Below are 7896 nucleotides of genomic sequence, written 5' to 3'. Positions count from 1 at the left end.
CTGTAATAGTACCTATTTTTGCTAATTACTAAAATTCTATTTAATCCCTAAAAGATGTTAAGACATGAATTAATTGCATCTATACTTAAGCCTTGAGAAAAGCTTACTACAAAAGTATAAATGCTCACCATATCTGGTGAGCATTTAAGTTTATTCTTATATTAAGACAGTTCAGTTAATAATAACTTAAACATATTTTATCAATCTAAGAAAAAGAATCTAAATCTAGAGATTGCATCCCTTCACGTTCTATAAAAGTCATCATACTTCCTAACTGCAACCAAACTAATAAACAAGTAAACAGACTAATTGGTAGACCGACTCCTAAAGCCAAGGCGGAGGGAAAGCCAAATATCTCTAAGCCTGAAGATAGAAATAGACAAGTCCCGCCAGTAATACCGATAAATGGCACAAGTAATTGTTTTAGAGAGGAACGTGGTTCAGTATTTTCTGCTTTTTCGCTTGGCCAGTTTTGCACAATTACTTTCAAAGTGCCAGATAATGCCAAACCAGATGTTAATGCTGTCAAAAAGCCAACGAGCAAGAGGAAATAGGGTGGTTGTAGAGGAAAATAGTACATTATTAAAACTCCTGATTTATAGGTTTTTAGTTTTTAATTGCTGACTGGTTTCCAGTAAAAGGTACTAGAAATGTAGCTTTTGGCAGAATAGCCGCCGCGCCTTCTCTAGATAAATTAGTTAAGATGCCGATCGCTACATTTAATAAACGATCCGGTTTTAAGTCGTCTTTAACTAGGTTCCACAGGCGTTGGACATCTTCGGTGTGGAGGCGGTCATCTTCAGTGAGAGCCATTACCAGCTGTCGCCGCAGAAATTTGCCTTCTTCGGACATTAAATATTGGAAACCCATCTGGGCTGTCGGCAATACATCAAAGTTGTTATCGCTACGAGCGATCGCAATTAAATTCTCTAAGCGCTGCCACTGAAATTTACCATCTTTGAATAACACATTCAATAATCGCCGCCGTAATTCCGGCGATTCCCCTGTCAGCAAGCGCCGTGCTATGTAGGGATAACCCACTTCCACAATTTTGAAATCTGGGTTGAGGCTCAGGGCAATACCTTCTTGAGTCACCAAGGAACGAATAATCAAAGCAAACTTCGCCGGAACTCGGAAAGGATATTCGTACATCAATTCCGAGAATTCATCGGTAATAGTTTTGAAGTTAAAATCCTTGACATTTTTGCCAATGGCGTTTCCTAGCACCGCTTCTAATGCTGGCACTATTGGGCAAATATTCGTGTCTGGAGTCAGAAATCCTAATTTTACAAAGTCTTCGGCTAAGTCGGTATAGTCTTTATTCACCAAATGCACTAACGCATCTACTAGTGTTTCTTTGGTGTTTTCTTCCAACTGATCCATCATGCCGAAGTCGATATAAGCCATCCGACCATCGGGTACAGCAAATAAATTACCGGGATGGGGGTCAGCATGAAAGAAGCCGTGTTCTAGGAGCTGTTGCAATCCTGAAGTAACGCCAATTTGGATAATCGCTTCTGGGTCTAAACCTGCTTCGCGGATGCTTTTAGTATCCGTCAGCTTGAAGCCGTTAATCCATTCCAGGGTTAAAACGTGGGTATTGGTATAACGCCAGTAAATTCCTGGAACTTTAACTTGTGGGTCGTTACGGAAATTGCTAGCAAATTTTTCGGCGTTGCGGCCTTCATTTATATAGTCGATTTCTTCAAATAGCTTCGTGCCAAACTCGTCCACGATTAAAGTTAGGTCGTGACCGAGATTCAGGGGCAACCAAGGAGCTACCCAACTCGCACCCCAGCGCAATAAATAGAGGTCGCGGGTAAGAGTTGGGCGTAAGTTTGGGCGTTGCACCTTCACTGCGACTTCTTCGCCACTGATTAGACGACCACGGTATACTTGACCCAAGCTAGCTGCTGCGACTGGGTGAGGTGAGAGTTCGCTAAAACATTCATCAATTGGACGATCTAGCTCGGTTTCGATAATTTTGTAAGCGATCGCATTATCGAAAGGTGGTAACTGATCTTGTAACTTGATTAGTTCTTCTAGAAAATCCTTACGTATTAAGTCAGGTCTGGTGGAGAGGGCTTGACCAACTTTAATAAAAGTCGGGCCGAGGCGGGTGAGCAGTTCGCGCAACTGGATAGCTCGTTTGCCTTTGTTCTGCTCAACTTTGTCTTGCCATTCGTCCCACTTGAGACTGATTATAAATACTGCAAAAGAGGAGATAATTCTCAGCAGTCGCCCCCAGGCTAGCCAAGGACGGTAACTATAATAGCGAGCGATCGCATCTGGATTATAGAGCTTTAGCTGAGTAGGTTGATACTGACCCACGCCTTTATTTGCCTCTTCAACTGAAAAATTTACAATGATTCTTTCTCTACTAAACCCACAAGTTAGTTGTAGGCAAAAGATAGCGGTAGTTTTTTATCTGAAACAACTCGAACCCTGCCTTTCTGGGGTACTGTTCGAGGCAGTTTTAGCCTAAATTACTTCCTAGATTTGTTTATCTTTTTCTTAATTATACTTTATAAAACTACAACTACTTATCCATCTTTTCGGTGATTTTATCTTTTCTTAACCTTATTTTATATAAATATAAATATCTACCTGTATCTGTAAATTTGGGTAGGATATGAAAAATCCGTAACCATGTTTGCTTTCAGCTACATATCACAGTAGTAAGTAGATAAACTTAAATTAAACAGAAATCGCTCAGGATAAGGATTCAAGACTTCTGTGGGAAGTCTTGAATCTTGATATTATGTTTATTTATACCTACCGGATTAAGTGAAAATTATAATATTCTATGTGTAAAAGATAACTATTTAAGTAAAATAGACTTTTGTAAGAGAGTGTATATTAAGAAGCTTTTTGAATAATAAAAATTAGAGCGTTAAATACAACTTTGGTAATTGGTAGTGGTTTTACCACAATTACCAATTACCAACTTTTAACTATCATCTGCTGCTATTTAGATTTGGCCTCCAAGTTTTCTAAACGGCTTCTCAATTCCTGGTTTTGTTGTTTGAGTTGGTCGAAATCTTCACGTAATTGACGGAGGGTTTTTTCTGAACCGATGTTCTTTTGCACCCTGGAAATTTCTTCTTCAGCATTGCGACGGACACGCCCATCGGCTGTTTGTTCAGCTAGCGATCGCAAAATTCCGACTGCTTTAGGTGTTTCCATTTGTCCCAATGCTGCTGCTACCGCCACTTGCGTTAAAAAGAAGGTTTCTTTGGCTAGTTCTGCTAGTTTTTCTAAAATCCGTTCCAAATTAACCGGACTTTGACCTACAGAAATCTTTCCTAAAGCGCGAATTGTGGCTAAACGTAGAGGTTGTGGTACACCGATTTTGGTGTATTCGAGTAGTAGATTTAAAGCTGCTTCCGAGGTTTTGAATTCAGCTAAACCAGCGATCGCACCACTCCGCACTACTTCATTCCAACCCGCCTTTTCTTCTAAAATGCCCTTGAGTTGCTTTAATACCTTGTCTTCCTTGGGTTTTTCTTCCAAGTTTGCAGATGCGATCGCGCCAATCACACGAGAGGCTGCTGCTTCCACGTAGTAGCTAGGATCGCCCTTTTGCAACAACCCTCTTACAACTTTATAGCTTTCGGCAGTTTTGATTTGAGCAAGTGCTTCCACTACAGATCGTCGCACATAAGCATTTTTATCTTTTAATCCCAGAACTAAGCCATCAAAAGCTTGGTCTAAATTAATTTTGGCTAGTTGTTTTGCCACTTCCACCCGCACACCCCACAATGGGTCATTTTTGAGGGACGTAGATAGTGCTTTTGTCGCTTCTAACCCGCCTTTTTTCGCTAAAGCTTCTGCTGCATAGATGCGCGAAATTGGGTTGGGGTCAGATTCTAATTGTGCTTTTAATTCTGCTATTGGATACTCTAAAGCTACTGTTTTTAGGTAATTATTCTCAACATCAAAGCTGATATATTGGGGCTTATTTTCTAGAGGAAAATAGAAACTTTGTTCTCGTTCATTTATCCGTACTACAAAAATTTTGAGTTGTGAGTTAGGAGTTGTGAGTTTGGAATTATTTTTAACTCCTAACTCCTCACTTCTTACTTCTTGTTGGGTATAGCCAAAACCAATAGGTACTTTTAAATCAAACAAATCCTTACTGCCATTTTTATCTTCAGCAGCTTGGGTTTGAGTTACCGTAATTTTTGCCAACTTAGCATCCCCATCCCAAGAGTAAGCTACCTTAAAATCGGGATGGCCACCACGATAAACATATTGGTCAAAGAGGAACAAAAGATTATGTCCAGTAGCTTTTTCAATTGCCCTGAGTAAATCTATTGTTTCTACAGTTTTGTGGGCATTATCTTGAACAAATGTTTGAATAGCCTGCCAAAATAATTCATCTCCCAATTGGGCCCGAATCATGTGATAAACACAAGACCCTTTTTCGTAGATGTGGCGATCGTAAAGTTCAATAGCTTCGCGGTAAACATGTGTTACCATCGGGCGACGGTAGCGGCTGCTATCTTCACTAATATAACGACGAGCTTCTAAAAAACGATAGTAAGCTGCTTCTTCTAGACTATATTCCTGTTCTGTCCACATCACCTCAGAATAGGAAGCCATTCCTTCCTTAATCCAAGCATGAGACCAATGCTTAATCACCACCAAATCACCAAACCACTGGTGGGCGAGTTCGTGGACAACTAAACTTTCGGTGTTACGGTTATCTAAAGCGGCGCGTTCATCCAGCAAACACCTATCTGTTAACAAGGTTGTAGAGGTGTTTTCCATCCCGCCAAAGATGAAATCATCTACACAAACCTGGGCATATTTCGGGAAAGGATATGGATAACCATACTTTTGGCTTAAAAATTCGATCATCCGGGGAGTTTTGCCCATGCTGCGTTTAGCATCTTCCTCCCGCCCCTTTTCTACGTAGTAGGTAACTGGTTTACCCTTCCACTCATCCTGAATTTCGGCAAAGTCACCTACTGCCAAAGTCATCAAGTAGGTAGGATGAACTTGTTGCTGTAACCAATGGTAGATTTTATAATCACCATCTTCTGTGGTGTCAATCAGTTCGCCGTTGGAAATCGCTACGAGGGGGTTGGGGACACGAACGCGAATTTCTGAAGTAGACAATTGTCCTGGATAGTCAAAGCAGGGGAACCAAAAGCGAGAGTCTTCGTCTTCTCCCTGAGTCCAAACTTGAGTAGGCTTGTTTGGATAGTGCTTATCTGGTTGGATAAAATAAATGCCGCGTTGCGGTTTTTCCACCGAGTAGGCGATCGCAATCAGCAAGCGTTTACCAATCTGAGTCGTCTCAGAAAGTTGGATAGAAAGCTGTTCCCCGTCGTAGTCAAAATTTTGTGGCACATCGTCCACCTGCACAGACTCGATATTCAGGTTGACAGCATCCAAAGTCAAACGGTCAATGCCATTACGGATTGGCAAGAGGCGAATGCTACAACTGCCCTGATAGCTCTGCTTAGGGATATCTAAGCTGAGATCGAGAAAAATATGCTCCACCTGTCCGGGGCGATCGGGATTGTAGTGTGGTCTTGCTCCCGGTAACTCAAAAGCTTTGTGTCCGTTATTATCTGTATCAAAATAAGACTTCGACATTGATCCTTACTGACCTTGTAATCCTGAAAAGTCTGGCTTGGCTAGATGTAATTAAGCAAAATAGCGGTATCTGTATTTCCCAAATCAATAGGGCAGTATGGGGGTTAAGATTCCCATTGGGGATTGGAGGATTGAAATTAATCTCACCCAAATTTCCGAAGATCGATTGTCGATCCTGGGACTTTTTTCCATATCCCTCCCGCATTTCCTTTTACTGATGTTTTGCACTTTTTTGTCATCGAGTCAAGTGTCTCTTGCACCTCGATAGATTCTCATTAAGTACAAATACTCCTAATTGTTCTTATAACTTAGGATAACTTGCTGCTGTTGAGCAGGCTATTTTATTTGAGATGAACAGCATATCATTTGCTAATTCGCTCCTCATTCCCTGGGAGTCTTTTTTAGGGTAATTATTTGAGACTGCTAGCTTATAGGACTACTAATTTTATCAGTAAATACCGATCGATGAGCGGAAATTATTAATAAATCCGAAAACTCTACAGTGACACTTGTATAAATCTCGGTGACAATCTGAGCAAAAGAGGATAATAAAATGCCCGAAAGTAAATCAAAGTTTTTCATTCCTGCGGTTGGTGCTGCTCTCGTTGTAGCAGGAAGTATCGCGGCTTATATGTATTTGAAAGGCCCATCAGGAAGTAGCTCAGACGCTCTCGGCAGTGCTAAATTAGTACCTTCAACAGCATTGATGGCAACTTATGTTACTACTGACCCTCAAGCTTGGGCAAAGTTACAGCAATTTGGCACTCCAGAAGCACAAAAGTTAGTGGCAAAAGGTCTGGAAGATTTCAATAAGCAAATGTTCAGTGACGGTAACGTTTCTTATGAAAAAGACATAAAGCCTTGGGTTGGTGGTGTGATGATTGCTGTACTACCACCAAATTCTGTGAAACCTGCACAGTTAAAAGTGCCCTCCGGGGCACCTAATGTACCAACAAATTTACAGCAGGAATCAAATATCCTGATAGTAGTGGGAATCAAGGATAAAATCAGTGCCTTGAATTTTGCTAACAAATTGAAGTCACAAAAAGGGGTGAAATCCCAGGAATCTGACTACCAAGGTCAAAAAATTCTTGAAACTACAGAAAATGGTAAGCCGACATATAGCGTAGTTTTAAATAATAGTCACTTGATATTAGCCCCCGAAAAGCAAGCTGTAGAAAAAGCAATTGACACCTTTAAGGGACAGTCTTCTTTTGCCAGTAAAGAAGGTGCAAGTAGCATTCTCAGCAAAGGAGTGGATGTTAAAAATAGCCTCGCCCAAATTTATGTACCAGACTATGCAGGTATGGTACAGCAGTTAACTGCCGGAAGTCAGCAAGCAAAACAGTTACCTCCACAAGCCTTAGCGCAACTGAAGCAGATAAAATCTGTGGTAGCGGGTGTTGGTGTTGATGATGCGGGAGTGCGGGTAAAAGCGATCGCTAATTTAGATCCACAGCTGAATAAATTCCAGTATCAATCAAGTCCGGGAAATATAGTCGGGCAATTTCCTACTGATACCTTTGCTCTGATTAGCGGAAATGGCATCAGCCGTGGCTGGGAAACCTTAGTAGAACAGTCAAAAGATTATCCAGAAATGAAGCAGGCCCTGGAACAAGCACGAGGACAAGTGAAAATTGCCAATATTGACCTGGATAAGGATATTTTTGGTTGGATGAATGGGGAATTTGCCTTTGGTGCTATTCCATCCAATCAAGGAGTGTTAGCAAGTGTTGGTTTTGGAGGTGCTTTAGTATTTGACACTAGCGATCGCAAAACAGCCGAAGCCACCTTGACAAAATTGGATAATTTGGCCAAAGTACAACAAATCAACATCGCTAATAGAAATATCAGTGGTAAAGACGTAACTGAATGGCAAATCCCCAAGCAGGGAGCTTTATTGGCGCATGGTTGGCTGGATCAAGATACTGTATTTGTGGCTCTTGGTGGCCCAATTGCTGACGCAATCAGCGATCGTAAGAATCAATCTCTCGATAAGAGCGACGCTTTCAAAGCCGTTACTGGTTCTTTGCAAAAGCCCAACGGCGGCTATTTCTACCTGGATATGGATAAAACTAAAACTGTGCCCCTGGTCAATAGTTTAATTTCATCTGATGCGAATACTATCACCATCCTCAATTCCGTTCGTGGTCTTGGTTTTACCGCTAATAGCCCCGATAAATCTACCAGTGAATTAGAGATGTTGTTAGCTCTCAAGCCTTCTGCAAAATAGGAAATTGGGCAGAAGAGGCAGAGGGACGGGGGAGCAGGGGGACAAGAGGACAAGGG

The 7896-nt window shown here is 41.4% G+C and carries 4 protein-coding genes; 1 reads left to right on the top strand and 3 read right to left on the bottom strand.

The window, feature by feature from the left end; genetic code table 11:
• Positions 1 to 205 precede the first annotated feature (205 nt).
• From G1O98_RS35125 to G1O98_RS35115, 3 genes are all read right to left on the bottom strand, one after another.
• Positions 206 to 580, bottom strand: a complete 375-nt coding sequence (locus G1O98_RS35125; protein ID WP_163938540.1) for a hypothetical protein — start codon at positions 578 to 580, stop codon at positions 206 to 208.
• Between the two features lie 26 nt (positions 581 to 606).
• Positions 607 to 2331 carry an AarF/ABC1/UbiB kinase family protein gene (locus tag G1O98_RS35120; RefSeq protein ID WP_163938536.1) on the bottom strand — a complete coding sequence of 575 codons (1725 nt, stop codon included), beginning with the start codon at positions 2329 to 2331 and terminating at the stop codon, positions 607 to 609.
• A gap of 636 nt (positions 2332 to 2967) precedes the next feature.
• Positions 2968 to 5607: a M1 family metallopeptidase gene (locus G1O98_RS35115; protein WP_163938533.1), complete on the bottom strand. Its 2640-nt coding sequence runs from the start codon at positions 5605 to 5607 to the stop codon at positions 2968 to 2970.
• 553 nt (positions 5608 to 6160) lie between these two features.
• Here G1O98_RS35115 and G1O98_RS35110 point away from each other — a divergent pair.
• Entirely contained in the window at positions 6161 to 7840 is a 1680-nt protein-coding gene (locus G1O98_RS35110; RefSeq protein ID WP_163938530.1) for a DUF3352 domain-containing protein, read from the top strand.
• Positions 7841 to 7896: the final 56 nt, after the last annotated feature.

The sequence above is a fragment of the Nostoc sp. UIC 10630 genome (genome assembly GCF_010747425.1).
GTDB lineage: Bacteria > Cyanobacteriota > Cyanobacteriia > Cyanobacteriales > Nostocaceae > Nostoc.
Note: the sequence above shows the minus strand (reverse complement) of the source record. Positions and strands in the feature narration are given on the sequence as shown.

Coding starts and splice junctions, on each gene's coding strand:
- G1O98_RS35125 (WP_163938540.1), bottom strand. CDS start 580: ATGTACTATTTTCCTCTACAACCACCCTATTTCCTCTTGCTCGTTGGC.
- G1O98_RS35115 (WP_163938533.1), bottom strand. CDS start 5,607: ATGTCGAAGTCTTATTTTGATACAGATAATAACGGACACAAAGCTTTT.
- G1O98_RS35110 (WP_163938530.1), top strand. CDS start 6,161: ATGCCCGAAAGTAAATCAAAGTTTTTCATTCCTGCGGTTGGTGCTGCT.